Annotated in this window: 25 protein-coding genes and 1 pseudogene; 5 read left to right on the top strand and 21 right to left on the bottom strand. The window is 42.6% G+C overall.

The annotated features are described in order from the left end of the window. Positions 1-382: 382 nt before the first annotated feature. The 3 genes from F0220_RS16385 to F0220_RS16375 all read right to left on the bottom strand — a co-directional run bounded on the left by F0220_RS16385 (position 383) and on the right by F0220_RS16375 (position 2882). Positions 383-1174 carry an SDR family oxidoreductase gene (locus F0220_RS16385; RefSeq protein WP_091020140.1) on the bottom strand — a complete coding sequence of 264 codons (792 nt, stop codon included), beginning with the start codon at positions 1172-1174 and terminating at the stop codon, positions 383-385. A gap of 407 nt (positions 1175-1581) precedes the next feature. Continuing rightward, positions 1582-2028 carry a GNAT family N-acetyltransferase gene (locus tag F0220_RS16380; protein WP_091020142.1) on the bottom strand — a complete coding sequence of 149 codons (447 nt, stop codon included), beginning with the start codon at positions 2026-2028 and terminating at the stop codon, positions 1582-1584. A gap of 425 nt (positions 2029-2453) precedes the next feature. Further along, positions 2454-2882 (bottom strand): MarR family winged helix-turn-helix transcriptional regulator, encoded by a 429-nt coding sequence (locus F0220_RS16375; protein WP_105598913.1) that lies wholly within the window; start codon positions 2880-2882, stop codon positions 2454-2456. Positions 2883-3051: 169 nt separating this feature from the next. Between F0220_RS16375 and F0220_RS16370 the strand changes: the two genes are divergently transcribed. Beyond that, complete coding sequence (locus tag F0220_RS16370) at positions 3052-4362, top strand: amidohydrolase family protein (protein WP_105599151.1); 1311 nt, start codon at positions 3052-3054, stop codon at positions 4360-4362. Positions 4363-4593: 231 nt separating this feature from the next. On the opposite strand, the pseudogene F0220_RS32940 reads toward F0220_RS16370, so the two are convergent. The 12 genes and pseudogenes from F0220_RS32940 to F0220_RS16310 form a co-directional block, all read right to left on the bottom strand. After that, positions 4594-4687, bottom strand: a pseudogene (locus F0220_RS32940) (IS200/IS605 family transposase); the annotation flags it as partial. Between the two features lie 240 nt (positions 4688-4927). Next, positions 4928-5245, bottom strand: coding sequence for a metal-sensitive transcriptional regulator (locus tag F0220_RS16360; protein ID WP_105599150.1), 318 nt, complete (start codon positions 5243-5245; stop codon positions 4928-4930). 138 nt (positions 5246-5383) lie between these two features. Then, positions 5384-5623: a glutaredoxin family protein gene (locus F0220_RS16355; RefSeq protein ID WP_105598912.1), complete on the bottom strand. Its 240-nt coding sequence runs from the start codon at positions 5621-5623 to the stop codon at positions 5384-5386. A gap of 33 nt (positions 5624-5656) precedes the next feature. After that, positions 5657-5860: a heavy-metal-associated domain-containing protein gene (locus F0220_RS16350; protein WP_105598911.1), complete on the bottom strand. Its 204-nt coding sequence runs from the start codon at positions 5858-5860 to the stop codon at positions 5657-5659. A gap of 5 nt (positions 5861-5865) precedes the next feature. Further along, positions 5866-6495 (bottom strand): NAD(P)/FAD-dependent oxidoreductase, encoded by a 630-nt coding sequence (locus tag F0220_RS16345; protein ID WP_181155432.1) that lies wholly within the window; start codon positions 6493-6495, stop codon positions 5866-5868. 16 nt (positions 6496-6511) lie between these two features. Beyond that, entirely contained in the window at positions 6512-7390 is an 879-nt protein-coding gene (locus F0220_RS16340; protein ID WP_223199710.1) for a DUF8832 domain-containing protein, read from the bottom strand. Between the two features lie 27 nt (positions 7391-7417). Further along, entirely contained in the window at positions 7418-9805 is a 2388-nt protein-coding gene (locus F0220_RS16335; protein ID WP_262928157.1) for a heavy metal translocating P-type ATPase, read from the bottom strand. 80 nt (positions 9806-9885) lie between these two features. After that, on the bottom strand, positions 9886-10086 hold the full coding sequence (locus tag F0220_RS16330; protein WP_105598908.1) for a cation transporter: 201 nt from the start codon (positions 10084-10086) through the stop codon (positions 9886-9888). Between the two features lie 352 nt (positions 10087-10438). Further along, positions 10439-11329: an RCC1 domain-containing protein gene (locus F0220_RS16325; protein WP_105598907.1), complete on the bottom strand. Its 891-nt coding sequence runs from the start codon at positions 11327-11329 to the stop codon at positions 10439-10441. A gap of 429 nt (positions 11330-11758) precedes the next feature. Beyond that, a complete protein-coding gene (locus F0220_RS16320) occupies positions 11759-12127 on the bottom strand; it encodes a YhjD family protein (RefSeq protein ID WP_091020147.1) in 369 nt (122 codons plus the stop codon). Further along, a complete protein-coding gene (locus F0220_RS16315; RefSeq protein ID WP_091020148.1) occupies positions 12111-12479 on the bottom strand; it encodes a YolD-like family protein in 369 nt (122 codons plus the stop codon). The genes F0220_RS16320 and F0220_RS16315 overlap by 17 nt, the downstream gene beginning before the upstream one ends. Beyond that, the gene (locus tag F0220_RS16310; RefSeq protein ID WP_181155460.1) at positions 12476-13693 is read right to left on the bottom strand and encodes a DNA polymerase IV; all 1218 of its coding nucleotides are present in this window, start codon (positions 13691-13693) and stop codon (positions 12476-12478) included. The genes F0220_RS16315 and F0220_RS16310 overlap by 4 nt, the downstream gene beginning before the upstream one ends. Before the next feature lie 323 nt (positions 13694-14016). Here F0220_RS16310 and F0220_RS16305 point away from each other — a divergent pair, with 323 nt between their 5' ends. Further along, on the top strand, positions 14017-15747 hold the full coding sequence (locus tag F0220_RS16305) for a sensor histidine kinase (RefSeq protein WP_105598905.1): 1731 nt from the start codon (positions 14017-14019) through the stop codon (positions 15745-15747). Further along, a complete protein-coding gene (locus tag F0220_RS16300; protein ID WP_181155430.1) occupies positions 15725-17365 on the top strand; it encodes a response regulator in 1641 nt (546 codons plus the stop codon). The genes F0220_RS16305 and F0220_RS16300 overlap by 23 nt, the downstream gene beginning before the upstream one ends. Before the next feature lie 70 nt (positions 17366-17435). Here the strand turns inward: F0220_RS16300 and F0220_RS16295 are convergent, their stop codons facing one another. The 5 genes from F0220_RS16295 to F0220_RS16275 all read right to left on the bottom strand — a co-directional run bounded on the left by F0220_RS16295 (position 17436) and on the right by F0220_RS16275 (position 22647). Beyond that, positions 17436-19121 (bottom strand): extracellular solute-binding protein, encoded by a 1686-nt coding sequence (locus F0220_RS16295; RefSeq protein ID WP_105598903.1) that lies wholly within the window; start codon positions 19119-19121, stop codon positions 17436-17438. A 46-nt stretch (positions 19122-19167) separates the two neighbouring features. Then, positions 19168-20046 (bottom strand): carbohydrate ABC transporter permease, encoded by an 879-nt coding sequence (locus F0220_RS16290; protein ID WP_105598902.1) that lies wholly within the window; start codon positions 20044-20046, stop codon positions 19168-19170. A gap of 17 nt (positions 20047-20063) precedes the next feature. Continuing rightward, positions 20064-20921, bottom strand: a complete 858-nt coding sequence (locus F0220_RS16285) for an ABC transporter permease (protein WP_223199996.1) — start codon at positions 20919-20921, stop codon at positions 20064-20066. 420 nt (positions 20922-21341) lie between these two features. Next, positions 21342-21629: a carbohydrate binding domain-containing protein gene (locus tag F0220_RS16280; RefSeq protein WP_149846699.1), complete on the bottom strand. Its 288-nt coding sequence runs from the start codon at positions 21627-21629 to the stop codon at positions 21342-21344. Positions 21630-21726: 97 nt separating this feature from the next. Next, positions 21727-22647: a LysR family transcriptional regulator gene (locus F0220_RS16275; protein ID WP_105598899.1), complete on the bottom strand. Its 921-nt coding sequence runs from the start codon at positions 22645-22647 to the stop codon at positions 21727-21729. Positions 22648-22745: 98 nt separating this feature from the next. Here F0220_RS16275 and F0220_RS16270 point away from each other — a divergent pair, with 98 nt between their 5' ends. After that, positions 22746-23639, top strand: a complete 894-nt coding sequence (locus tag F0220_RS16270; RefSeq protein WP_223199709.1) for an alpha/beta hydrolase — start codon at positions 22746-22748, stop codon at positions 23637-23639. Between the two features lie 536 nt (positions 23640-24175). Then, positions 24176-24742: an NAD(P)-dependent oxidoreductase gene (locus tag F0220_RS16265; protein WP_223199708.1), complete on the top strand. Its 567-nt coding sequence runs from the start codon at positions 24176-24178 to the stop codon at positions 24740-24742. Between the two features lie 155 nt (positions 24743-24897). Here F0220_RS16265 and F0220_RS16260 read toward each other — a convergent pair whose 3' ends face one another. Continuing rightward, positions 24898-25323 (bottom strand): MarR family winged helix-turn-helix transcriptional regulator, encoded by a 426-nt coding sequence (locus tag F0220_RS16260; protein ID WP_091020165.1) that lies wholly within the window; start codon positions 25321-25323, stop codon positions 24898-24900. Positions 25324-25390 lie beyond the last annotated feature (67 nt).

Genomic DNA, 25390 nt, shown 5'->3' with positions numbered 1-25390 from the left:
ATTCCCTTTTGAGTGAATGGAAATCGTTGAGATATGGATTTTGATAAGATACTTTTGATTATCATCGTTGGTCTGAACTTGAAATGTAACATTATCACTCATTCCGAGATACACAAGTTTTTCCCAAATGATTGGGTATTGATGTAAAGCTTCTTTCGCCACCTTCGCATAATCTTCCTCGAAAGCATAGTATCCACTCCAGTTAATGTGATTTTCACTTCACAATTCTACCAAACACACTTTATTTTCTGGTGATAAAAGTTGATTATAACTAAACTTTACTGCTCAGTAATTGAATAAAGCCGCCGATCCTGTTGATCGGCGGCTTTATTTGGTTTTATGGAACTATTGTATCCCGTGCGTTAATGAACTGTTTTCCTAATTAAAACCCACCTCTAGAATGGATGATTTGTCCGGTGATCCATTGGGAATCGTCGCTTGCCAGAAAAGCAATCAGACGGGATACATCTTCAGGAAGACCGATCCTGCCCATCGGAAATCCCGGTAGCAAGGCTTTTTTCACTTCTTCTGACATCCAACCCGTATCGGTAGGACCGGGATCAACAGCATTCACAGTAATGTGAAAAGGAGCTAGTTCAGCAGACAGACATTCGGTAAAGGTGGAGACGGCGCCTTTTGTTGCGGCATAAGCGAGATTGCCAGGCATCGGCCCCTTACCCTGACCGGACGTAAGGTTGATGATCCGGCCGCTGTTAAGGGCCTGATGGCCGGCCAGTTCAACCTCCAGCATACGCGCAAATTCGGCCGATAGCATGAACGTACCTCGAATGTTCATGGCACAGTGCGCATCGATCAGTGATGCAGTCAATTGACGGAAATCAGCTGATACGCTGTACGTAGCGTTGTTGACGAGAATGGTCGGCAGCCCGACAGCCGACCGGCACGCATCAAGCACTCGCGCTGGAGAAGTGGGATCGGTAAGATCGACCTCCATATGCGCTGCCTTAATGCCATAAGAGCGAAGTTCTTCAGCGAAGAGATCCGGCCAGTTCTTGTCGGCATCTCCCGGATTCTCTGTCTTATCGTAATCGTACAGATGGGTATAGAACACATTAGCGCCTTCGTGTGCCAACGTGCGGCAGACGGCAGTTCCGATCCCTCCAGGGCGGCTTGTGCCTGTCACGATAGCGGTTTTTCCATGTAGTTTGGTCATTTTATTTCCTCCGTTTAATAAGGGAGGGAGAAATCCATTTTTCATTGGAGATGGAATTATCCTAGGTATAACAAAAACGGATACATCAAGTATCCGCGCCCGGGTTTGATCAAACGGTTCCTCGCGTCCCTTGAATGATTGCAGATCGGCATCACAAACGAGGCGTGTGGTAATAACCAAAACACCAAGTCGAGCGATCCAGTTTAGATAATCATTACAAGGAATTCCACATTGTCCAGCGAGTCCCCTTTCCTACATCTCCACTTCAAATATTACGAGTCAGACTCAATTACTGTCAAGATAATAAATACATGGGATTACAGTTCCAGTGAATATGGTTGGGTGGTCAAGCATCCAGCTAACCTGCAGACTGTTCACTTTTTTGAATGTAACTTTATATTCGATTTTTACAACTTCAATTCATATCGTATATCAGGTAAATTCTCTTCATTTTCTTGTCCTCTACCAGTGATTTCAAAACCATTATTCTCATAAAATCTTTGGGCATTTTTATTAACTTCAAATGTATATAAAGTTAATTTTCCATTTGCTTGTGCTTTTGCTTTATTAAGCAAGGTTCGCCCTATTCCATTCCCTTGATAATCAATATGAATATAAAGTTGGCTTATCTCAGTTTCACTATAGGCAATCATTCCAACTACTTTTTCATCAATTAAGGCTAAATCTATTTGATACTGTTTAGATAGTATATGATTTAAAAAATATAGATGGTTTTCGAAGCTATGGTTTTCAGCCTGACGAATTGCCCGTTCCTTACTATCTCTCCACATTTTCACTGTATGTTCAGCATACTTGGGATCATAGTTAGATACTTTAATTTCAAGTTTTTTCATTAATATACCTCCTTAAATAGAAAGATTTTCAAACGATGAAGTATTTACTCTATTAAGTGTCAACTATCTTCATCCTATTATTTCCCTTACATATTTAGAGCACTCTTGGACCAAGTTATGTAAATTATTCGAGGTGTAAGCAATAATTCTTGGTGAGAAATCAATGTCATCAAACATTAATGATGCTCCTCTCACTTTTATTTTTAAATATTGCAGTTTTTGTATGTCTCATAATCCAAACGACCATCCCCCGGTGGAATACCGAGAAACGGTCGTAGCGTAAATTTCGTCTTTTTGTCTACTTGACAGGATTATGACCATAAATAGTGACTTTCACTGAACTAATGTTCTTGTCCTTATACAATTTTTTCTAGACAATATTAAATCAGTGTTCTGGCCACCAGTTACCTCTGCCTGCCCTTCTGTTATATGCGTTCATTAATTCTGATCAATAATTTCTTTAAGATTTGCTTCTCCTCGTCATTAAGGGCTTGAACGATTTCATCCTCCACTTTTTGAAATGAGTTATTGAAGTCTTCAATCAAGTCAACCGCTTTTGGTAATACATAAATATTTTTTTGCCGTTCATTATTGGTCGGGATTTTACGTTCGATGAAACCTTTTTGCTCTAGACCTTGAAGCATGCTTGTAACGCTTGCCCCACGCAGATGGAACCGATCTGCAAGATCCTTTTGAATAATATGATTATCTTGATTCTCATAAATATAATCAATTACTTTTCCTTGTTGAGAACTTAATCCTAACTCTTTTATACTCTCATCCGCTCTTTTCTTTAACTTAAGACCGATAATTTGAAACAATTCCATATAAGGCGTATCTTCTCGGGAATGCATGACCGTCCATCGTCCCCTCCGTAATTGTTAGGAATCTAATTGTAAGTAGCTAAAATATACAGTGTTCCCAGTAGGCTTGTCAAACATTTGTTAGACTATTGACTGTTAGATACCTAACAGTTATACTCCGAAGTGTTGAATCACAAACACATTAGGAGGATTTTTTATGATGGAGAAATTAAATCAAAATACTGGATTAGAAGAAATTACGGCGATTACAAATGTACGGATCTTTGATGGATATCAAATTATTGCTCCCAGACATATTGTCATAAAAGGGGTGTCCATTATCTCAGTGGGCGGAGACATCCCGAGCGATGCAACAATTATCGATGGAGAAAATGCGACATTAATACCTGGTCTCATTGATGCACATGTTCATACCTCAATTGGCGGATTACGAGATGCCTTAAAATTCGGTGTTACAACAGAACTTGAAATGAACGGCGATTTTACTAAAAGAGGGCGCGAAATTCAGCTTAAAAATGTGGATGACATCGCAGACGTCCGATCTGCTGGTACAGCGATTACCGCTCCTGATGGGCACCCAGATGAATTAATGCCTGATGGAGATGAAATACCTGAATTTGTATTAAAGGAACTAGAGAAGTTATCGGAGGAAGACCGGGAAGCAATGTTGGCCGCCTACGCTCACGATCACGACGAAATACCTCAAGTGACGACGGTTGAAGAAGCGATCAAACATGTGCATACCCAAGTGGAGAATGGATCTGACTATATTAAGATCATGATTGAAGAGGGAACGGTCATGGGTGCACCTGGCCTGCCTGTTCTAAGTGACGAGATTCTAAAAACAGCTGTTACTGAAGCCCACAAATTTGATAAGTTGGTTATTGCCCACGTCTTGACGGCTCTTTCATCGAAGGCAGCCATCGATTTTGGAGTCGACGGTTTGGGGCACTTGTTTATCGACAGACCCGAGTACACGTCCGAATTGGTCAAATCCATAGCTGATTCTGGAGCTTTTGTTACACCGTGCTTGGTGTTGAATTCATCGATTATAGGTAATCCGGCATCAGAATTGGCTAATGATCCACGAGTTCATTCCAAATTAAGCCCAGATTGGATCGATATCTTGAACTCAAGCTTCAATACGTTCCCACAAGGCAATATGGAGAACAGCTTTAAAAATGTGATGGATCTTCACCGTGCCGGAGTTGATATTCTTGTAGGGACGGATGTTGCACCGGTTCCCGTTCCGAACCTTGGTGGCCTTGCTCATGGGGCCAGTGTTCACCACGAAATGCAGCTACTGGTGAAGGCTGGGTTCACTCCGATCGAAGCTCTTCAGTCGGCTACTTCCAAACCGGCCCGTTGCTTTGGTCTACATGATCGTGGCCGGATTACCGAAGGTGCACGTGCTGATCTTATTCTCATTAACGGTGATCCGATCACTAATATTTCAGATACCTTGTCAATCAAATCTGTGTGGTTCAATGGTTCGCAAAAACTAGGCTAAAACTAGTAGTTTATATTTCCTAATTGTAAAATCACTAAGAAGAGGGAGTGCAAAATGCAGTCTCTCTTCGACTTTAATCTATTTATCCATCTACTAATTTTTTGGAACGATGCCCAGCGAAAATGAGTTGCAATTAGATCCCCTTCTGCTACCAGCTCCTTAGTGGAAGGCGTTAAATTTGTTAATATAGTCATTTAGAGTACTTTCTATAACTGTACTTACATAGTATCTATAGATTTCTTTCCGTCTATACTTCGGGGTGAATACAATGTGGGATTTACACATCCACTTTTGTGTGAGCTAGGCTGCAGCTCTTGTTTGCCACCCTAGATCATTCCTTCACCCAGCCTGAACATCTAATTTTATCGGAACGGTCTTGGTGATCAAACCTCAGGTCCCCCCACCCGCATAGTGGGTGGTTTTTTGTTTCGCGCGTTACACGCACTCACTGAGCTAAAGCCATAAAACAAAAAAGCCGCTATAATAGCGACTCAACGGGAGCATATTCTTGTTCCTGACATTCTTTTTGCCTGAATACAACAAGAGGTACCTCCAATATTCTAGCTTATTTAATTAACTTATTTACAGTGATCATCAGTTCATCCAAAACTTTGTGATCGCCCTCTGAAATCCGTTCAATGACACAGCTTTTCATATGATGTTCCAAAAGCTGCTTTCCTACTCCATTCAACGCGGATTGAATGGAGGCAATTTGGTGCAATACGTCATCACAATACGTGTCCTTCTCAATCATTCCTTTTACTCCACGCACTTGCCCTTCAATCCGATTCAACCGGCTAATTAACTTTCGCTTTGTACTCTCCGAATGATGGCTTTTCCGCTCGTTTGAAGATGTATGGTCACATGAGGCGGCCTCAAGTATCGTATCATCCAAATAGATCAACTCCTTTATTAACACATTACCATCCCCCCCTACCCTATGTAAAGGGAGCAAGAAGTATCATGGTACGTGCTAAGAGAACGGCTTGTCAGGCGCGGAAGTTGACCAGGGTCATAACAGTTATTTAATTAACTCGCTGATTTCAGTGAGATTTTCCGCAAAGCCTACAAAGACCTTATCTCCAATGACAATGGTTGGAACAACCTGTTTGCCAGTCAACTTCCAGACTTCCTCAGCGTACTTGGCATCTTCTTCACAATTGTAATCCGTATAGGGAAGCTCACGCTCTTTAAAGTAACGTTTAGCATAATTGCAATCGCTGCAGGTTGGGATTGAATAAATTTGAATGGATTCCGTCATGCCCAATTACTCTCCCTTGTATTTCAATATATATTACGCTCCGACGTTATATCCTTTTTTACGGATCGCTTCTTCAATTTCAGCGATTTGAACTTTAGAATCGTCAAATCGAACTTCTACTGTTCCCTGTTCAAAATTTACGTGGCCTTCAGCGCCAAGAGCGCTAATTGCACCTTCAATTTTAGATACACAAGAACGGCAAGACATACCTAGAATTTTTACAGTTGCTTCTTTCACTGTTTTCACCCCCTTTCAAGCGTCATTGACTTCAAGTTTTCCAGTGTCATTCGATTAACGAATTTGCTGAACTTTTCTTTGCCTTTCGCATGTATCTTATAATAATCAATAATTGCGGTAACAAAAGGAATAAGCTGATCCTCCATTAATCCGGAATGTAGCAGCTTGGCGAAGGAGGGTTTAAGCCCCTTCGACTCGCCACCAACATAAACATCGAACTTATCGCGCATCTTTACGATCCCAATATCCTTAATCAACGGTTCACTAGTGCCTAAGGCGCATCCAGCATATCCAATCTTGAGTGGTGTAGGCGTATCGATACCGGAAATGGCTTGATTTAAACTTTTGGCTGTTTCCATGCCTGCTTCTTCTGCACCTCTACAAAAGTTGCAAGCGATCAGACTTTTGGTTACAAATCCTGCAGGGTTTATTTCAAGACCGTGATCTTCAAGTTTATTTTTGATCTGATCTCGTTGTTCAATCGATACTTCTGCGTAGAGTTGCTTAAAGGGTGTCATCTCCACTTTTGAATCTGGACCAGTAATCTCGCCAATTTTAACTAGTTGCTCCGGAGTGAATAAGCTTCCACCAAGTTGGATTGCTGGACTAATCGCTATTTTAATTTTATCTCCCATGCTCATACCTCTCTACTCACTTTACATCTACGACGAAAGGTACTGTAAAGACTTCCCCATCATGTTGGAATTGACCCCAGATTTTATAGGTTCCGCTATGCGGGAAAGAGGTCATAAATTCTGCTTTTGGACCTGTTGCCTTTTCCTCTGTTGGATGTACATGCAGATATTGCTCTGCATCCTCAGAAAGGATAACAACATGACCTACAGCACCGAGGTATTGTTCCAGATTATTGATCCCTTCGTCCGTTTTCGCATCCATGATATTAAAGGTCAGATTTACGTCTTCGTTGGCCTTTTTGGTATTCAATGAAAGTTCGATTTTTTTACCATCCACTTCTTTTATAAGGTTGGAATCCGCTTGAACAGGCTCTTGGGCTTTTTCTGGACCCCAAACGTTCACCCATTCACTGGGTGTAGTGCTCGCTCCACCTTTTGGAACAAAGTCGGCAAGGATTTTGTATTCTCCACCAGCTGGAAATGAAGTTTCAATCTCAAACTTTCCATCGCCTTTAAAATCTGGATGAATGTGATTAAAGTAAGAAAGATCTTTACTCACCACGATAAGGTGCATTCGTTTTTCGTGCCCCATTTCAAAATCATTAACCGGATTACCATCGACGTCCGTGATTTGGATTGTCAGAAGCGAATTTTCATTGGCCTTCACATCTGATGCAAAGGAGAACGAGGTTTCAAGGGCATTTGCTGTTGAATCAGCATGAGGCCCTGCGTGATCATGACTCGCACCTTCAGTTTCAGATTTCATCTCAGTATGATTCATACCACCATGTCCATCTGTATGTGCACTTTCTTTAGGGGTTCCGCAAGCAGACAACACACCGAAAGCTAAAACACCGGTTAACATTAGCATGATTTTTTTACTCCTCATCATCATTATGTTCGCTCCTGTTCTAGTACTTGACTAGTGACGTACTTTTACGCGTTGCAATCGCAGGGCGTTTAGAACGACGGATACCGAACTCAAGGCCATCGCTGCGCCTGCAACCCATGGTGCTAACAGACCGATAGCTGCAATAGGAATGCCTAAGGTGTTGTAACCAAGTGCCCAGAACAAGTTTTGCTTAATGTTGCGCATAGTCTTACGACTCATGTAGATAGCATCAGGAATACTGGATAGATCGCCGCGCATGAGTGTTACATCAGCTGCTTCCATCGCTACATCTGTCCCCGTACCAATCGCCATACCAATATCTGCAGTTGCCAAAGCGGGTGCATCATTGATACCATCGCCAACCATGGCCACTTTTTTACCTTGTGATTGCAGTTTTTTCACTTCTTCCGCTTTTCCTTCAGGTAAGACCTCTGCACGAACGTGCTCAATACCTACTTGAGCAGCGATGGCTTTTGCCGTCCGTTCATTGTCACCTGTAATCATAATGACCTGAATGCCCATTTCTTTCAGACGGTTTACTGCAGCTTTCGAAGTTTCTTTAATTGTGTCTGCCACAGCGACCATACCTGCATATTGACCATCAATGGCAACCAGCATCGCAGTTTTGCCCGCTTCTTCCAAACGTGACATCGAATGATAAGCTGCTTTTGCATCGATATTATACTTTTCCATCAGTCGACGTGTACCCACGAGTAGCTGTTTACCTTCAACCATTGCTTGGATTCCGAAACCCGGAAATGCTTCAAAGGATTGAGTTCCTGGTAGTTCGATATTTCGTTCCTGGATGCCTACAACGATGGCTTCTGCAAGTGGATGCTCAGAATTTTTCTCTGCAGCTCCAACAAGTTTCAGGAATTCATTTTCATTGCCAAGAGCGACGACGTCAGTCAATTCAGGTTTACCTTTTGTAACAGTACCGGTTTTATCCAGAAGGATCGCATCAATTTTATGCGTCTGCTCCAGATGTTCCCCGCCTTTGAACAACACCCCTAGTTCAGCCGAACGACCAGACCCCGCCATAATGGATGTTGGGGTTGCAAGTCCAAGTGCACAAGGACATGCGATAACAAGAATCGCAATTGCTTTTTCTAACGAACCTGCAAAATCGCCTGGTGTAACCCAGAAGTACCAAACCACAAAAGCAACTATTGCAATTCCTACAACGATCGGGACGAATATGCCCGAGATCACATCGGCTACCCGCTGAATTGGTGCTTTTGATCCCTGAGCTTCTTCAACAACCTTAATAATTTGTGCAAGAGCGGTTTCTTTACCTACTTTGGTTGCTTTGATCCGAAGAATACCGTTTTTATTAATCGTAGCTCCAATCACAGCATCCCCGACTTTTTTCTCTACTGGAAGGCTTTCACCCGTAAGCATGGATTCATCTACAGATGAGATCCCTTCCAGCACCTCTCCGTCTACAGGAACTTTATCTCCTGGACGAATAAGGACAACATCTCCTACAATGACTTCATCCACTGGAATGGTAAGTTCTTTGCCATCCCGAACCACTAATGCCGTCTTCGCCTGCAGACTCATCAGTGATTTAATCGCCTCTGATGTTCGGCCTTTCGCAAGTGATTCAAACAATTTACCCATAAGAACCAATGTAATCAGGACCGCACTCGTTTCATAATAGAGGGATGGACCATGATGCATCCCTTCAACCATACTTGACCATTGAATGGTTAAATATAAACTATAGAAGTAGGCTGCTGAGGTACCAAGTGATACCAACACATCCATGTTGGCACTCCCGTTCCGGAGAGCCTTATACGCACCCACATAGAACTGTCTACCAATATAAAATTGTACTGGTGAAGCCAGAATTAGTTGGAACCACGGATTCATAAACAATTCCGGTACATAGATCCATGAAGTGAACGAGAAGTGACCTACCATAGTCCACAACAGCGGCAAGGAAAGAATCGCCGCAATCAGTAATTTCCGTTTTTGATTACTCAGTTCTTTAGCACGATGGTCACTTGCACCATTGCTGGTACCGTCTTGCTTGACGATTGCCGTATAACCGAGTTTTTTCACCTTGTTTTTCATGTCTTCGATGGAAACTTCACCAGAGGAAAATTCAACTCGGGCAGTTTCCATGGCGAAGTTTACTGAAGCGTTAGTAACGCCGGGCAGCTTGTTCAGGCCTTTTTCAATTTTGTTCGCACATGCTGCACAGGTCATGCCTTCAAGATTGAATTGCGCAACCTCTGATACGGAACCATATCCAAGTTTTTTGATTTTTTCCTCAAGTTCTTTCATTTCCACTTTCGTGGGATCATACGTTACACTTGCCCTCTCCAAAGCAAAGTTAACATTCGCTGATGTGACCCCGTCCATTTTGCCGAGTCCTTTTTCGATTTTGTTTGCACAAGCTGCACAGGTCATACCTGTAATTTGTATACTCGACTGTTTCGTCTGAGCCTCTGCTGTAGCCAAAATAACTCACTCCCCTCTTCGTCCATTACTTACGCTACTTCGTAGCCTTGCTCTTCAATAACTTCTTTAATTTGCTCCAAGGAGACTTGATGTTCATCATACGTCGCTTCAACCGAATCATCACTGAGGTTCACCTTGCCACTCACTCCGATTTCTTTCAGAGCACCTTCGATGGAGTTTACACAATGTTGGCAGTTCATACCTTGTACATTCAAAACAATGTTTTTCATCTAATTTCGTCCCTTCTTGTGGGTGATTTTTTGGTTTAGTTTGACCTAAACGATGGGCTAAACTCTCGAGGCCAGTTTTTCAGGTCTCATCAAGCTCTTGTACAATACAATACCCCCCTACCCTATATTAGTCAACATATTTTTATACCCCCATACCCTATATGGACTATCTTCTCGTTAGATCAATGAATTTATGGAGAGAAGAACCGATTATTTATACGCTGATTGGTAATCGGACCATGTTCTTGTCCTTGATTTGGGAATAAAACTTGTACCGATAAAACAAAAAAGCCGCTAAAATAGCGACTTCAATGGGACCATGATCTAGTCCCTCGATATGAAATTCCTTTATTTATTGTTGAATGATACTCCATCCGCTTACATCACATTGTCCATAATCATTATCACCCACAGCAACCATCGTACCATCCGATTTTAGTCCAATCGTATGGGCACAGCCCGCCGAAACAGCTCTAATGTCATGCCAGCCACTTACATCACATTGGTGATGTTTATTCGAACCCACAGCAACCATCGTACCATCAGACTTAAGACCAACGGTATGATAACTCCCAGCTGCAACTGCTACAATATCGCGCCAACCGCTTACGTCGCATTCGCCATTATTATTTCTACCCATAGCCAATACCGTGCCGTCCGATCTGAGCCCAACTGTATGAAGATACCCCGCCGAAACAGCTAATATGTCGCCCCAGTCGTGTACGTTACATTGGTTATACTTATTGTTACCAACCGCTGTTACCGTTCCGTCTATTTTTAGACCGACTGTATGCCAGTCACCCGTCGTGACCGATACAATATCATGCCAGCTGCTCACGTTGCATTCCCCTTCATTATTTCGCCCCACCGCAACCACGGTGCCATCTGATTTAACCCCAACCGTACGGCACCAACCTGCCGAAACGGTTACGATATCGCGCCATTCGCTTACATTGCATTGGTCATGCTTATTCCAACCTATAGCTGTTACCGTACCATCAGATTTAAGACCAACGGTATGGGCATTACCTGTATTCGTAGCCATATGAACATTACCCGCTGCAACTGCGACGATATCGCACCAATCGCTTACCTTACATTGACCATATTTATTATCACCCGCAGCTGTTACTGTTCCGTCAGATTTAAGAGCAACGGTATGACGACGACCCGCCGCTATGGTACAGTTACGGAGCCGTTTCGTCTCAAAAACCGCTTCATTCCGTGAGTTGTTGTAGTCCATTTCTTTCTCCCCTCCACAAATTGAAAATCCGCCGTTAGTTCAACTACAAGACATAACGTTTAGCGTTCATATCTTTCACAGAAAACATGCTCAAGAGGACATCAACATATTACTCTTATTCAACGTTGTATGTAATAATCTTGGCTGTCAAGATAACGGAACCACGCCGTACTAATCCAGGTATGTTGGTATCACCCTTCTGAAGGATTCATCCTTGTTTTAGTCGAAACAATATGGATAAATGTATCTGCCGCGTGATTTCTCTCATTTTATATGTTTAATATACCAATGCAAAATTTTGAGACAAAAAATACCGACCCTTCAATTTCAAAGGTCGGTTTACCCAAATCGGGAGAAGAAAACAATGGTTATAGCTGTATTATATCCACCCCATGACGTTATATACTGTATTCTGCTCTAACTCTATGTTTATGTTGGCATATCAGTAATATCAACGCTCATATGTTCCGTAAGCATTAAGGTCACATCCACTTTCACTTTGCTCCACAATAATGTCATTTTGTGAAGGTAACCTCTTACCGAATAATTTACTGTTAAACTCAGCTCGGATCTCTCCTCTTCAATGATTTTTATATGATGTTCCTTTAAACTTTGTTTTGATTTGTACATCTCTAAAGCAATTTTCTTTTGGGTACCGTCCAGGTAATCAATATACACCGATTTCATTTTAAAGTTTGAAGCGTATATTTTATGCTTATCTACCTCCAGAGCACCTAAAAGATACGGAAGCTCTACCAGCCTCTTTACGAGTGCAAGTTCCTCAGAAGTTTGTCTCACCGTACACACCTCCTCCTTCTTCAAACTTTACAGTGACCAATTGATCAAAATCGACCCATTCAAATCCATTATCCATTTCAATTTTTATTTTTTTTCCAAAGGCGCTGACTGAAGTGACGATTCCGTGTATATACCGATTGCCTGACTCATTAAACACTTCAAAGGTGGCTTGCAACGTATAGTTGAGGGACATATCTATATGTTGAGCAATAATCTCCCACTCATCTTCATGAATCAGTGGTTTCGCTTGATGATGAATTTGAGTACGATGCTGTATAATTCGTTCTTTATGTTGTGGAAGCATCATGCGGCTCGATTCCCATAATCCATTGGCCTCCAGTTTTTTGCTCATTTGTAATGCCCCCCAATTTTAGATGCTCTATCAATCGCTTGACCCGCAGCCGTAATGGAGCTCGCTCGAAGAATGGCAATGTCGCCATATCGATCCTTAATGTTGTCCATCACCTGATCAATGGCTCGTTTCTGCTCTTGATCATCAAAGAAAGATAGTTGATATGTATCCGCATTGGATAATTGAGACAGGGATACGCCTACACGGCGCACAGGTTGCCCATCCCAATGTTGATGGAATATGCGTTTGGCGATCTTGCACACATCAACGGTTATGTTTGTAGGATCAGACAGTTTAACTTGCCTGTGAAAACCAGTGGGGTGATCAAAATCTGCTCCCGATACACTCACAGATATGACACTACCCATCAGCCCTTTTTTACGGGCTCTTCTGCACACTTCTGTACAGATATCGAGAATAACCACTTCGATCTCCCATGCTTCTGTGAAATCCCTAGGCAGGGTCATTCCGTTTCCGATATCCTTTTGTGTGCTGTGTGTGTTGACGGTTACCGGCGAATTGTCGAGTCCATTGGCGACTCTCCAGATGACTTCTCCATTAACACCCCACTTGCTTCTTAATTTGGAAAGAGGCGTATTCGCCAGGTCTTTAATGGTTCGGATACCCATCTTCCACAGATGTTTTTCCATTCTTGAGCCAATCCCCCACATATCGCGGATGAGCTTATCTCCAATGTGAAGATGCAACTCCTCTTTCTTTAAGTGAAAAATGCCACCCTCCGCTTTTTTAGCAATCATATCGCAGCACAATTTACTGATAATTTTGTTTTCACCAATCCCTGCTCTGGCATAAACCCCTGTTTCATTATAGATTTTGTCTTGAATTTGTTTGGCCAGATCGATTGGATCATTACCAAATAGATGCATAGACCCTGTAACATCAGCAAATAATTCGTCTATACTGTATGGCTCGACCAGATCGGTGAATTCCTCAATAATGGACATGATCTGAGTGGAAACTTCGATGTATTCTTGCATGTGAGGTTTTACAATGATCAGTTCAGGGCATTTCTGAAGAGACTGCCAGAGTGGTTCCGCGGTAGATACACCTTTAGCTTTGGCCAACGGACAAGCGGCAAGGATAATGCCAGAACGTCTTGCTGGATCGCCTGCAACGGCGAGTGGTTTATTTTTGTATTGGGGCATTTTTGCCTTTTCGACTGAAGCATAAAAACTCTGCATATCAATGAGCATAATGGTTCGCTGCTTAGTCCACACTGAAATCACTCCTGTACATTTAAGAACGTATGTTTCTATATATTATAAACCGAACATACGTTCTTTATGCAAGAGGTAAATATTTATATTTGGCATATGACCATCGAATTCGGAGCGTCCGATTTATACAAACCCCATTTACTATAGAATTACGCAGCTCCAGGGTTCTGTTCGTTGACATCCACCTTTAAGTGGTGTCTTTTGTAAGCCCCTTGTCCTCATGTTCCCTCCCCTTATAAAGCTAGATATTGTAGAATAAAGCTAGAGATGATCGTTCTTATTCTACAGGAGGAAATGACATGTTGAAGGAAAAGTGTCCCACAGAGAACGGCTCTATTTTTTCAAAGCTGGCACTCGGTCTAGTTTTGATGTTTATGCTGATTGTACTGATCTTCTGGTGGATCTATCGATTAAATGTGGAAGATATTCAACGAGAGTTAGAAAAGAATAAATTGGGCGAAGTGCGATTCATGTCCTCCCAGCTATCGAATCAATTTGAGCAGGTATTAATGAATGCGCTAACATTATCAGAGGATCAATCCGTCAGAGGTTATACATATGTTCTTCATTACGGAAATGATTTTGCTAAATACAAGGCCAAGCTGGAGCTCATTGAGAAGCTGGCATTAAACAGTGCTTCCACCTCATGGAACAATACCATTATTTTGTATTATCCGGATCAAAAGGACACGGTATCTTCTGATCCCCAGTTTTCATTTCTATCATTCTCCATGTCCAAAGATCCGCTCGATCAATGGATATTACATATGAACAAGGATGGTACAGGTTATTATTCACATCTCACCAAGGGACATCGAGGGCCGATGTATATCGAGATCAGGATCTCATTAGATGTTTTGCAGAAAATGATGTCTGATTATACATCCGGAACACCGATGCTGTATGATTCCCATTTTAAAACAGCCATTCGAGGTTCAGGCTCCCTTGGACTTGCCCAGGCTGATGCTCAGGTTGTTCCACAGCTCAGAAATGACAGAGGTTTCTTTGAAATCTCCTTTCAGGACAGGAATTACTTCATCACTTATATGAAAGCAAGTATTCTGGATTTGTACTTTATCGACTATCATCCAACCAATCAGCTTCAGCAATCGATTTCACGTAACAATACGCTGTTTGTGCTGGCACTTGTAGCCCTGCTGCTTCTTTCGCTTTTGTACATCTTGGCTCTGCGTAATCAGATTCAACAACCCATTATTCGGTTGCGTAAAGCGATCGACCGGTTTGACCGGGGAGATTTCTCCAGCCGTGTCGACGAAACTCAAATTATGGAATTTAAAATCCTGGGTCGATCGTTCAACCGAATGGCTGAGAATACGCAGACATTAATTGAGCAGGTCCTTATTGGAGAACTTTCCGTCAAAGAGGCCAGACTCAAGCAGTATCAGGCTCAGATCAATCCCCATTTCCTATACAACTGTCTCAACTATATCCAGAGCAAATCGAGTGTAAAGGATTATGAATCGGTCACAGCCATGACCTTGGAGCTGGCTTCCTACTGCCGTTATATTCATCGTATTGAAGATATGGATTCGACGCTGGGTGAAGAGCTTCGTTTTGTGAATCATTACATGTCCATTATTCATATGCGAAAAAAAACGATCACTTTTGATATCGATGTACCCAAAGAGCTTCTCTCGGTCCGTATCCCTCGTATGATTTTGCAGCCACTCGTTGAAAATGGGGTCAAACATGGGATTGAACCCTCCATGGGTTCAGGGAAAATTACGATTCGCGCGGAGCAGGACCATGAGGTCATCCGTATCATCGTTGCAGATAATGGTGTGGGCATGCCGGAAGAGCGACTGTCACTGATCTGCAAACACATGAATGAACTAACCCGCCCAGAGGAACAGATCGGAACAGGAGTTCGAAATGTCAATCAGCGAATCAGACTCACATATGGTAAACGATCGGGCTTTTCCGTTCAATCCAGCTTATATGAAGGTACCCTGTGCATCATTACTATACATAAGGAGGATATTGCAGATGCATCAGATTCTGTTGGTTGACGATGAATCCTATGTGATTGACGATCTTGAGATCTCATTTCCATGGGATGAATATCGGATCGAGCGTATTCACAAAGCATATTCCGGAATGCAGGCTTTATCCATTCTGGATGAACAGACCGTAGATATCGTGATTACCGATATTTCAATGCCGGTGATGAACGGACTTGAGCTGATTCGGCAGATCAAGGCGGCTAAACCCAACCTGCCCTGTATTTTGCTCACCGGTTATGCCGAGTTCGAGTATGCGAAAGAAGCGACCAGACACGGGGTTGTTGAGTATTTGCTAAAACCGCTTGATGTCGAAAAACTGGCGGCATGTCTGGAAAAGACGGTGCTGTCCATTGAGGAACAAATCCGCAGAGCCTTGTCCTATGAACAGGCGATGAACTCGTTTCGCGAGCACCTGCCTTCGTTGAAGGACAGGCTGCTGAATCAGTTGATTGAAGGTAATCGTTATGCAGAAGATGCTTTGAACGACAAGTTGGCACACTATCATCTGCCCTTCCATGCCGAAGATGAAGTTCAACTCGTTCTGGTACGCCTGGAAGAACATTTTACCAGGCATACAACGAGCAGCTTGCAGTTGTTTGAGTATGCCGTGACCAACATCGCATGTGAGTTATACAACACAGCTTTTCATACCTGGCATTGTCGTGATCATTACGATTATCTGGTTTTCTTGTTAAAGTTAAGTCACAGTAAGCAATTGCCGGAGCAGGATCAGCTGGAGGATCAGCTGGAGGATCAGCTGGAGGATCAGAATCAGGGTCTCACGCATATCTCCCTACAGCTGCATCATAATGTCAATGAATATCTGAAAGGTGGCATTTCCGTCATCCTGAGCCAGAAGGGTAAACTCCAGCATGATATCCGGGACATGTATGAGCAAGCCCAGTCCGCTCTGAAAAAGCAGGTAGGTAACGGTACAGGGTACTTCCTTTCCCTTCAGGAAAGCTATCGTCCTGTGTCCATTCGTTCCTTGCATATATTATATGAACCACCAACCTTCAATCATTTGCTTGAAACGGGACAATGGGAAGTATTCAAAGAACGTCTGCACCGAATTGAGGCTGGGTATAGCACGCTGCCTGAACAAACTGTAGAACATCTGGATGAGATTCAGATTATATTGTTATCGGCTTTTCATTACATTGCCCACAAAAATCATGCGCTGTTATCCGATTTGGTCGGAAACGAATGGGTTCCGCGTATGCCTTTTCGGTCTGTATCCCAACTTACAGATTGGGCTGAAAACATGCTTGATCGGCTGCGAACGAAGCTGGAAGAACAGTCTTTAGATGAGCAACATGATGTCATACATCAGATCAAGACGTTTGTTTCCATCCATCTGCACTCCCTCAGTCTCCAATCGATCGCAGATCATGTATCCTTGCATCCGGTTTATGTCTCCAAACTGTTTAAACAATTACAAGGCATCAGCTTGAGTGAGTACATTCTAAGTGTCAAAATGGATCTTGCCCTCTACCTGCTTAATCATTCGCAGGATAAGGTATATGAGATTTCCGATAAACTGGGCTACGCCAACTCCCAATACTTCATCAAGGTGTTTCGCGATAATTTCGGTATGACGCCTCAGGATTACCGTGAGCAATAAAGTTAAAAAACCGCACTTCATGTACACAGGTAAATGAAACTCCTTATACATGAAGTGCGGTTCGTTTTTTTTATTTTATCGTGTCATACCATGCGTTTACTTCTTCCGTGATCTGTTTACCGCCAGAAGACATGTACTGTTGCACAAATGCATCAAAATCATCAACAGGTGCTTGGCCATAAATGATTTTATTCAACACTTCCTTTTCCAGCTTGCTCAGCATATCGCCTCGGGAAACTTGTGTTTTCGTGGGTACACCCGTGAACATCTCAGGCATGATAATATCTTTTTGGTCAATGACAATCTTGGCGGCCTTAATCTGTTCAGGGATACGGTCTGCCAGGTTTTTCTCATACTGAGTGGTTGGTTCTTTACCCCCTGCAAGTTCTGCCAGGGTATTCATCATCAGGTTAGGGATAATCGCGCCGTCAAACGTCAACGTATAACGGATCGCATCAATCCAGCCGCCAGGAATTTTGTCGCTTTGCAGTTCTTTATAGACGGTTCCGTCTGGAGCGATGTCATAATCATAACCTTTAGCAAATCCGTGCACGAACGTTGTGCTGTCCGGATTAGCCCAGTGATCAAACAAATAGTTCTGATATACAAAGAATGCATCTTTATGTTCCATATCCTTATTAATGAGAACGGCTCCTGTACTTATTGGCGTTCCATGTCGTCCCATCTTCCCGTCAGGGCCGGCCGGAAGTGGATATGCTTTATACTCAGCATCAGGCACGTTTTTTTGCAGATCCGGGAGCGGCCAGCCTGTCATCCAGTAAGGGCCAACGATTATACCGGACTTGCCTGCAGTAAACGCCTCCGTTGCTTTGGGCTCATCATAAAGTCCCGCTTCCTTATCAATGTATCCTTTTTCCATCCATTCTTTCATTTTCGTCAGTGCGGGTTTCATCTCTGGCTGGATGGAGCCGTAGGCAAGTGAACCGTCTGCGGCTTTGTTCCACTGATTAGGCATCGCTCCAAACATGCCAAAAATCCAGCCGGATTCCGACATCCAGGTGTTCAGATCATTCTTGAAACCTACAGACAGAGCCATCGTATCCTTCTTGCCGTTGCCATCCGGATCTTGATTGACGAAGGCATCCATCACCGCCTCCAACTCGGCTAAAGTGGTTGGTGCTTTCAAGTTTAACTTCTTGAGCCAATCTTCCCGAATGTACATGACGGGATCATTATTGTAAGCGTTCTCCAGAATTGGAATAGCCATTCGCTTGCCATCACGGATATAAGGGTTCCATACGTTTGGATCTTCCGCCATCGCTTTTTTGTATACATCGGAGGCATATTTATCAAATAATTCCCCCGCATCCGTAAATTGACCGGATTCGATCAAATCACTGATTAGCGTAGAGTCACCACGGAAAGAGATAATATCCGGCATTTTCTGACCCGAGGTTAACATGAGACGAAGTTTGGTCTGGTACGCATTATTTTGTTCACTCACCGTCCATAAGTATTTAATATCGATCCCCAGTGTATCGTGAGCCCACTTCGTATGAACGTTATTTTCAATGTTTTCCCCATTTTTGAACTTCAAGCTGCTGGTGATCGGAAATACAGTCGAAATGGTAACCGGTTCAACATATTTACCATTTTCAAACGGAGCGGAATAAAATTCATTACTGTCGCTAGGCTTGTTCTCTGATGTCGATTCATTGCTGCACGCTGCGAGCACACCAGATAACATTGTGGCAGCCATCAATATGCGAAGCGGTTTTTGCCATGTTTTAAACATGTTGTCTCCCCCATATCATTCTAAATTGGTTAGATCTGAATCCGTCTTACTCTTTAACAGCACCAAGTACAATCCCTTTAACAAAAAAGCGTTGCAGTAAGGGGTATACAACCAAAATCGGTGCCATGCCAATGAATATCTGAGCTGCCTTGATCGTCCGTTGTGAGATGTTCTCCAAGTCTTCAGGTCGCACGGAAACTTTACTGAAGTCCTGCTGTACGATGATCGTCTGGAGGAAGGTGGCTAAAGGATACTTTTCGTGATCCGTCAGGAAAATCAACCCATCGAACCAGGCGTTCCAGTGTCCTACCATGGAGAACAGGGATAGTGTAGCGATGGCTGGCATCGACACGGGCAAAAAGACAGAGATCAATGTTCGAAAGTAACCCGCACCATCGATGAAGGCAGCCTCCTCCAGCTCTTTGGGAACGTTGCGGAAGAAATTCAATAAAAGAATCATGTTCCAGACAGATACCGCTCCAGGAAGGATAAGCACCCACATCGTGTTGAGTAAATTGAGTTTCTGGATAAGAATGTAGAATGGAATTAATCCTCCGCTGAACAGCATCGTAAATACAAAATACCAGGTGTAGATGTTACGTCGTTTGAAGCTGCGACTCTCCCGGGATAAAGGGTAGGCCGCCAGCGTGACAATAACCATACTCAGGATTGTACCCAGCACGGTTCGCTGTATTGCAATCCATAGGGAACGAAGGAAGTTCTCATTGGCCAATGTTTTCTCATAAGCATCAAGTGTAAATTCCACCGGAAAGAGTCCAACCAGATTCGCATTGGCAGCTGCTTTACCGCTGAAGGAGACTGCGAGAATGTGAATCAACGGGATTATACAGAGTAGTGATAATAAAATTAAGAACGTATAGTTAAACACGGTGAATACTTTGTACGGCTTGGTTTTATGATACATGCGGTGAGGTCTCCTTTCTAGAAAATACGGTAGTTCGCAAATTTATACGCTGCACGGTATGCGATCACGATCAGCACGAATCCAACCACCGATTTGAAAAGTCCGACTGCAGCCGAGAATCCAAACTTACCATCGATGAGACCTACCCGATAAACAAAGGTGTCGATGATATCTCCCTTATCGTAAACGAGCGGATTATACAGATTGAAAATCTGATCGAATCCTCCGTTCAGGATATTCCCGAGGGACAACGTTCCTACAACAATCATGATGGGAATGAGAGCCGGAATCGTAATGGACCAGGTCTGCTGCCAGCGACTTGCTCCGTCCACCTCAGCTGCCTCGTACAGTGCTGGATTAATGCCTGCCAGCGAGGCAAGAAAGATAATGGCACCAAACCCGAATTCCTTCCAGATATCACTTGTAACAACGACGATTCTAAACCAAGTGCCATCCCCAAGGAAAAAGATCGGTTCAAGACCAAACACCGCCCCAAGAAACTGATTGATCATACCTTTTGTTGCAAGCATGTCCAGCAAAATTCCGCCTAGTATGACCCATGACAGAAAGTGCGGCAGATAAACGAACGTTTGTATACTCTTCTTGAAGGTTTCCTTTCGTACTTCGTTAAGGAGTAAGGCAAAGATCAGCGGTGCAATCAGACCTCCAATCAGTTTCAAACCTGCAATAATCAGGGTGTTCCAGATCACCTGCACATTCTCCGGCATACTGAACAGGAATTGGAAATGCTCCAGTCCGATCCAGGAAGACTTTGCAAACCCGAGCCAGGGCTTATAATCCTGAAAAGCAATGACCAATCCGCCCATCGGTATGTACGCAAATATGAACGTCAAAATAACTGCTGGCAATAACATCAGATCCAGTGCCAGCGTTCGGCTGGAGCCTTTTTTGCGTTTGGTACGCCGGGGACTCGGACGAATCACATCGACTTGGGTGGGTGTGGTGGCTTTGGCATTACTCATTCGTGTGCTCCCCCTCTTTCTCTATTGGTTTCAGAGACGTCAGTCAAGGTTCTGTTTAATCTCCGTAGGTTTAAGTATAGATTGGCTCCCTCCAAGTCAACATGATAAAACCATAGCTTCGATAACAAATTGTTAATATGACTTGTTGTTTGCACGAAAAGAACCCCCGTACATATGGATCGTTCTCTCCACAAGTACGAGGGTTCTGACTTTACAGTGATAACTAACGAAGATTTAATGTTTGTCTTTTCCTACAAAAGAGAGAATGCCATACGCTATCCTCAGAGATGTAAGGCGTTTCAATGAATAGTTTCAGCTCAGCAGGGTCATCGCTGTACTGGAATGTTCCAGTGACCTTATGCCAAGTATTCCATTGCGCTTTAAGGATCTGTAAGCTGTCGATCGAATTCCAGCTTTCGGCAGCTGAAGCAGCTCTTTCATCGAGAACATGGGTCCATGATAGGAGCGTTCACGGTTGGCAACTAAGATGCTTGACTTCCCTTCATGTGCTTCCTTTTCTGTTACTGTGAGGTTTTTCGTACCAATCCGTGCAGTCCATCCCTGAAGTGTACCATCTTCAAAAAAACAAAATGTTATCATCTGCTATGTAGAGCGTCATAAACTATGCTGCATCAGAATGTCTACTACCGTTATTACTTAGAAATCGCATCGGGGATATATCCTCCAGCTTCAAGAACTACGGGTGATCCAACGAAGAGCCTTTTGGGTTTTGCACGAGGTTAGCCAGCTTGGTTGTAAATTCTTCGACCATGTTAGAAAGCGGTTCATCTGTTCGTGTGATTCTCCCCAAGATGGCTTTCTCAGAGCTGAATTGTTGTAAAGGAACTGTTACGAATTGTTCACGATAGGTGGAAGACAACGCATTTAATATAAAATCTGGAGCAATCGTTATAGCATTGCCGTAAACAATCATTTGGCACAATGCATCGATGTTATTCGTGATCAAGGCGATACGGTTGGTAAGATTAGTGGACATTAACGTATGAGCGATATTTTCAATATGTTCGTCTTTGTATAAAACAAATACTTCATTATGCAAGTCTTCAGGTGAAATTGTTTTGAAAAAGCGTAATGACGACCGGTTGTTTATGATCAACACTGCGTTGCCTTCAACGATAGGAACCCATTCGAACAAGTTGTCGCGTTGGCTTTTATTATATGAGAGTAATCCCATGTGCGCATAACCCTCTTGAACATGTTTCATCACCGTTAGTGTATCTCCTTCGATCATCTGAACTTTGAGTGTGGGATATGTATTCATCAGTTCCAACATGGTCTGCACCACTTGAGGAACAAATCCAGGAATGGTGGAAATCGTGATGCACACTGAGGATTCTTCCTTGAAACTGAGCAATGCACTCTGCATGTGTTCAATATTTTTGAGGACGGCTGCCACATGCTGCAGAATAAGCTCTCCTTCTGCTGTTGGTACGACTCCTTTTTTGGTACGGTAAAAAATAACGGTATCCATCTCTTCTTCCAATTGTTTGATGGACTGACTAATCGTTGGCACGGTGAGATGATGCACGCTCGCGGCCTTCGTGAATGAACCCCACTGTGCAGCAGATAATAAATATTGCAACTGTGAAATATTCATTTCATCCCTCTTATCCTTAAAATAATATTTATGATACTAAATTATATTTAAATATATTTTATGATTGTATTCAAGTATTCTTTATATAGGAGGTCGATATGATGCGGAGTATACGAAGTTTCTTAGTCGAATTGTTGCTGAGAATGACCAAAAAGAAGCTTGATGTGAATGAGTTTATGGAGGAACGCGGAAAGAGTAACAGCATGCCCTATGAATTACCTGCCAAACTTAAGCAGAAGTATAATATTACCAAAGAACACAGTCTCCCGGTAGACACGTATATGTTGAAATCCAAATCTCGCTCGGGCGAACGAGTTGTTCTGTATTTGCCTGGTGGAGGATATGTTGAGCAACCACTGATATGGCACTGGCATTTTTTAAACAACTTAACGGAGCAACTTCATTGCACGGTGTATGCGCCAATTTACCCGAAAGCACCGAATTATCAGTACATGGATGCAATTGAGAGTGTTCTTAGGGTATATGAGCATGTATTAAAAATAACTAAACCGGAAAACATCGTCTTAATGGGCGATTCTGCTGGTGGTGGTCTTTCCTTGGCTTTTGCGCAATATTTATTGGAACAAGGATTGCCACAGCCAAAGGACATTATTTTGCTGTCTCCATGGCTTGATATTACATTAAGCAACCCTGAAGTAATCGCCATGATGGATAAAGAGCCGATGTTGAACTGGGACATGCTGGTTGAGTCTGGGAAAAGATATGCAGGTGAAACCCCGCACTCACACTACTTGCTCAGTCCGATTCATGGGGAAATTAAAAATTTGGGTAAAATTTCACTGTTTATAGGAACACATGAATTATTCCTTCCGGATGCCCGAAAATTCAAAGAAAAAGCTATCCGGCAATCGGTTGATATCAACTATTTCGAGTATCCCAAAATGAATCATGTCTTCCCCGTTTTTCCTATACCCGAAGCCAAAAAGGCGCTTAAACAGATGGTGGATATTATCCAGAGTCGAGGTAAGTAGGAGCGATCGCGTTAGAAGTGAAGTGTAGATATCAAAAAATCAGCGCAAGAAAAGAGCAAGCCATCTTCTGGATGACCTGCTCTTTTTCTTCATTGTAGGTATCCTCATCAGGACATTGCCTAAGATAACAGGAAGGCAACAAGACGGCCTACTTCTTCAGGTTTACCAAAACGTCTTTTGAACCGTATAATCTACATATTTTTGAACAGCTTGCTTATCTGATACATCAGCAGTACGTAGAAGAACTTCAGTCTCAGGTGCAACTTCCAGAATCAAGTCTATTCGTAAATTTCATTCATTAATATTTTCTTGGCTTTAGCTCCACTATTAGAGTAATCAAACATTGACATACTCCCCCACTCACTGAAATCAGGAGCTATATTGTTATTCTGGAATCTTTTCCATACGATTAGCATGGGATAGATTATGAAAGGTGGTATAGATATGAAAATTCTCATCGTTGGTTATTTTAACGAAACTGCAAAATCAAATATTACAGCGTATTTTCCGCAAGACTGGAACGTTGGCATTGATTGATGGATGAGAATCAATTGGACTATACAGGGAGTGAGTTAAAGGGGAAAACGATTGGGATTATCGGTTTGGGCGCTATTGGGCAAGAAGTGGCTTCGTTTTGCAGGGTTTTTGATATGAATGTGCAGGCTTATGCAAGAAAAGCTGTTGTAAAATCTGAGGACGTGGTGAAAATGACGGATTTCGATACACTTATAAGCACATCGGACATCGTCAGTGTACATATTCCCTTGAATCAGCAAATCAAGCAGCTCATCAACAAAAATGCATTCAAGAAAATGAGAAATACCACTCTTTTTACCAATACAGCCCGCGGTGGGATTGTTAACGAAAGAGACTTGATTGATGCATTAAAAAACGCAGATATTTCAGGCGCATGCCTGGATGCGTTTGAATCTGAACCACTTCCTATGGATAGTGAGCTTCGGAATCTGAGTAATGTGATACTTACTCCCCATACAGCCGGAATGCCTGATGGTCGGAAATTTCATAAAATAAGATATGATTTCTTTATAAATAATATAAAACGTGTAGAAAATGGTGAAGAGCCTGAAAGTAAATTCAATTAGATATTCACCTAACATTCGTCTGTTCATTTTCTTCAAGTTCCCAGGAGTGCACCTGCTTTGCAAATTGCAAGAAGAAAGCAGAGTCGCTTAAAGCCCCCCAAATATATGCTACAGCATGTATTTGGGGGGCTTTAAAACCTAGCGTGTCAATTCGGTTAATCCTCTTGCACATTCATGTACAGTTTTTCTAATATTACTTTTAACTGTTTTAGTTCCTCCGGCTCTAACCCTCGTGTGACGTAATTATGAGCGTCTTTGACCGTTAACAACAACTGTTGCTTTACTTCTTCTCCTTTAGGAGACAAATATAAATGATGTGAACGCTTATCTTGATCATTAATCATACGTCGAACCATTTCTTTACGTTCTAACGAATGTATCATCCTCACGACAGTTGTTTGATCCCGATCGATTGCCTCTGCCAGCTCTTTTTGAGTCGTAGCTTTATCAATATCCATATAAAAAATAATACTCCATTGTTCAGGCGTGACCTTATAAGGTTTCAATTGTTTGATAAAATAATTTGTAAGCTTAAGATCAGTACGGTGAATTAAAAAACCAGTCACATCGTATAAGTCCATTGTTGTACCCTCATTCATCATGTTCTTACACCAATTATAGGTGATCTGAACGATTGTTACAAACTAC

Origin of the sequence: Paenibacillus sp. 37 (assembly GCF_008386395.1) — a bacterium.
Classification (GTDB): domain Bacteria; phylum Bacillota; class Bacilli; order Paenibacillales; family Paenibacillaceae; genus Paenibacillus; species Paenibacillus amylolyticus_B.
This window is presented reverse-complemented; position numbering and strand designations above follow the sequence as displayed.

Excerpts from the sequence above, each read along its gene's own strand:
- F0220_RS16305 (WP_105598905.1), top strand. The coding sequence starts at position 14,017 with ATGTTGAAGGAAAAGTGTCCCACAGAGAACGGCTCTATTTTTTCAAAG.
- F0220_RS16375 (WP_105598913.1), bottom strand. The coding sequence starts at position 2,882 with ATGCATTCCCGAGAAGATACGCCTTATATGGAATTGTTTCAAATTATC.
- F0220_RS16335 (WP_262928157.1), bottom strand. The coding sequence starts at position 9,805 with ATGACCTGTGCAGCTTGTGCAAACAAAATCGAAAAAGGACTCGGCAAA.
- F0220_RS16325 (WP_105598907.1), bottom strand. The coding sequence starts at position 11,329 with ATGGACTACAACAACTCACGGAATGAAGCGGTTTTTGAGACGAAACGG.
- F0220_RS16345 (WP_181155432.1), bottom strand. The coding sequence starts at position 6,495 with ATGGGAGATAAAATTAAAATAGCGATTAGTCCAGCAATCCAACTTGGT.
- F0220_RS16295 (WP_105598903.1), bottom strand. The coding sequence starts at position 19,121 with ATGTTTAAAACATGGCAAAAACCGCTTCGCATATTGATGGCTGCCACA.
- F0220_RS16330 (WP_105598908.1), bottom strand. The coding sequence starts at position 10,086 with ATGAAAAACATTGTTTTGAATGTACAAGGTATGAACTGCCAACATTGT.
- F0220_RS16355 (WP_105598912.1), bottom strand. The coding sequence starts at position 5,623 with ATGACGGAATCCATTCAAATTTATTCAATCCCAACCTGCAGCGATTGC.
- F0220_RS16315 (WP_091020148.1), bottom strand. The coding sequence starts at position 12,479 with ATGAGCAAAAAACTGGAGGCCAATGGATTATGGGAATCGAGCCGCATG.
- F0220_RS16290 (WP_105598902.1), bottom strand. The coding sequence starts at position 20,046 with ATGTATCATAAAACCAAGCCGTACAAAGTATTCACCGTGTTTAACTAT.
- F0220_RS16270 (WP_223199709.1), top strand. The coding sequence starts at position 22,746 with ATGATGCGGAGTATACGAAGTTTCTTAGTCGAATTGTTGCTGAGAATG.
- F0220_RS16260 (WP_091020165.1), bottom strand. The coding sequence starts at position 25,323 with ATGGACTTATACGATGTGACTGGTTTTTTAATTCACCGTACTGATCTT.
- F0220_RS16310 (WP_181155460.1), bottom strand. The coding sequence starts at position 13,693 with ATGCTCATTGATATGCAGAGTTTTTATGCTTCAGTCGAAAAGGCAAAA.
- F0220_RS16370 (WP_105599151.1), top strand. The coding sequence starts at position 3,052 with ATGGAGAAATTAAATCAAAATACTGGATTAGAAGAAATTACGGCGATT.
- F0220_RS16300 (WP_181155430.1), top strand. The coding sequence starts at position 15,725 with ATGCATCAGATTCTGTTGGTTGACGATGAATCCTATGTGATTGACGAT.
- F0220_RS16340 (WP_223199710.1), bottom strand. The coding sequence starts at position 7,390 with ATGATGATGAGGAGTAAAAAAATCATGCTAATGTTAACCGGTGTTTTA.
- F0220_RS16280 (WP_149846699.1), bottom strand. The coding sequence starts at position 21,629 with ATGATAACATTTTGTTTTTTTGAAGATGGTACACTTCAGGGATGGACT.
- F0220_RS16385 (WP_091020140.1), bottom strand. The coding sequence starts at position 1,174 with ATGACCAAACTACATGGAAAAACCGCTATCGTGACAGGCACAAGCCGC.
- F0220_RS16275 (WP_105598899.1), bottom strand. The coding sequence starts at position 22,647 with ATGAATATTTCACAGTTGCAATATTTATTATCTGCTGCACAGTGGGGT.
- F0220_RS16285 (WP_223199996.1), bottom strand. The coding sequence starts at position 20,921 with ATGTTATTGCCAGCAGTTATTTTGACGTTCATATTTGCGTACATACCG.
- F0220_RS16380 (WP_091020142.1), bottom strand. The coding sequence starts at position 2,028 with ATGAAAAAACTTGAAATTAAAGTATCTAACTATGATCCCAAGTATGCT.
- F0220_RS16265 (WP_223199708.1), top strand. The coding sequence starts at position 24,176 with ATGGATGAGAATCAATTGGACTATACAGGGAGTGAGTTAAAGGGGAAA.